Origin of the sequence: Psychrobacter sp. FME5 (assembly GCF_014861375.1) — a bacterium.
GTDB lineage: Bacteria > Pseudomonadota > Gammaproteobacteria > Pseudomonadales > Moraxellaceae > Psychrobacter.
Genome location: NZ_RRYX01000196.1, coordinates 1 through 2,329, shown reverse-complemented (window position 1 = coordinate 2,329; position 2,329 = coordinate 1). Strand labels below are relative to the sequence as shown.

The window sequence follows — 2,329 nt, the reverse complement described above, 5'->3', positions numbered from 1 at the left end:
TCACAGAAAGCTCAAAAACAGCCTAAATTTAAGCCGAAAGATAAAAAAGGTACTCCTGCACGTATTAGGGTAGACAGAGCTATCTACGATGAAATTAAGAGCATTTCTAAGGCAAATAAAGACAAGCTATTCACTGCAAAAGTAGATGAAAACCTGCTAAAAGCATTTAAACACGCTTGCGATAACCAAGATACTACCGCATCACAAGCTGTTAGAGCCTTTATGCGTGACTATGTTAAAAAGCATGGTCAAGCCAAACTACTTTAAGACTCTAGTGCATAAAGTGGTGTATAAAGTGGTGTGTAATCTGGTGTGTAATCTGGTGTGTAATCTGGTGTGTAATCTGGTGATTTCAGAAAATCACCAGTTGTCTGAATATTTTATACACCACTTTATACACCGAAAAAAGCGTACTACGCTTCGCTGCGCCTAAAAAACGTCACCAGACAAGGCTAACGGGCTGAACGCCCTACCCTTGTCTTGCGTGGTCTGGACGACCTCGCTGCCGCTTTTCAGTTGCCTTCCACTGCGTTCCAGCGCAAATCTCCACGTTGTTCCGATTTACTTGGCGGCCGCCAGTGGTAAAACCACTGACCTCGTACGTTTTTTGCCCTTTTGAAGTGCGGCAGTTAAAACGCCCGAGGTCAGTGCTTACTGACGGCGGGTTTCACCCCCAAAATCTACCGCAGCCCTAGGGGTCAGCTGTGGCTAGTCTGGACGACTGCCACCACGATTTCGGCTCCCCCACGCAGCCCACACTTGGGGTGATGGTCTGTGCATTTTCTGGACGAAAATACACCCCTTTGGGGCTTAACATCGCCTAGGGGCGATGCAAAAAGCAAAAGACAAAAGAAAAAAGCAAAAGATGATCGTGCCGATGGCAAAGTATTGATACACACACTACGCAACTGGTTGCAAACGCTACAGACCATACCGTATAAGGGCTAAGGTGTATGACAGTGAGAGGGTACACCGTCAGACAAATCAATAAAAAAACACCCCTTAGCCCAGCAGGGATAAGGGGTTACGTGTATGACAAGGCGATTTTATTTTCTATTTACTAACGCCCTTTGGTTGTTGGGTCAGCATTAGCCAGGACAGGCGAAAAAGACCGCCTGATCTTGGCTAATACTCGACCTCAGCCCAAGCAAAACAAACAATAGTTGAACAATTTTGCATAGAAAAAGCCCTTAACGCTTGACACGCTAAGGGCTTTGTCGTTTAATATTCGTTAATGGTTACAGACGTTGGAGAGCGCCTGTAACGACCAAATAAGCTCCTAAACAGCGTTATTTGACCAGCAATTAAGCCCATTGGGTGTATTCTAAGACACACACCGCCTGATTTGCAAGTCTAAACCATATATAAAACGCCTAACTTCTTCATTTGATCGTTATATCCTCTCTATCGTCCTCTAACTGTTCCCTAGCAATGGGTGGCAGGCTTCAGCGACGACTGCATTGCGTGGGTGATACGAAAGCTCCCGACAGGGGTTACTAGACAAAGGATAAGAGCAACGCAATGAGTGGCGTTTTAAGCGTATCTGTAGCGGTATATTGGGGTTTACCCCTTGCTAGCGTAAGAACGGCTTAAATCGCGGTTAAGAGCGTGTCTAGGCGGTGCTATCAGCCGTAATCTTAACAGGGTCAGCTTGATACAGTGATGACCTCCTGATGAGTGTCCCAAGTCGTGCCGAGGGCATGAGCAAGCGCCGTCAAGGTAACAACACTAAAGGATTTGCAGTTTTTCAACTGTGAGTCCTTTAGGGTGAGTGTTCCCTGATTTCAGAACCCAGCCGAACCAAGAGCATGAGAACAACTTAGGCTCTGTCAAGTGTTATATAGCCCCCTAGGCTATATAACATAAGGCTTTTAAGAAAAAAAACAAATAAAAAAAAAGCACTCAATCAGCAGATTGAGTGTAGAGATATTTGATAAAAAACATAATGTGAATAGATAGATAAGCTCAGCCCCTTAAAATAAAGGATCTCAAGAAAAAAAAGGAATTAAAAAAATGACTATTAGATCATTGGAACAAGAGAAGAAAGATTTTTACTCTTATGCTCTCTATATTCAAGATGCTAGGGGTTATAAAAGTCGTTGGCTGTATGTGATATTTAGAGAATACTTTGGTGAAAGATTATCCCAAGAAATTATAGACAAGGGTAAGCCGAGCAAGCCTTCACAGCAGTTCATGGAGTGGTTAAACAGCACATTGGTACGCACCAGTAACGACAGTGCTAAGGTTTTAGAGCAACGAGCAAAGGCAGAAACTTCACAGAAAGCTCAAAAACAGCCTAAATTTAAGCCGAAAGATAAAAAAGGTACTC

The 2,329-nt window shown here is 43.7% G+C and carries 2 protein-coding genes; both read left to right on the top strand.

Going from position 1 to position 2,329, the window contains the following annotated elements; all coding sequences use genetic code 11:
- A partial coding sequence (locus EI161_RS14025; RefSeq protein WP_192529880.1) for a hypothetical protein occupies positions 1-267 on the top strand: 267 nt, incomplete at its 5' end.
- A gap of 1,746 nt (positions 268-2,013) precedes the next feature.
- The coding region (locus EI161_RS14020; RefSeq protein WP_192529879.1) for a hypothetical protein at positions 2,014-2,329 on the top strand (316 nt) is incomplete at its 3' end.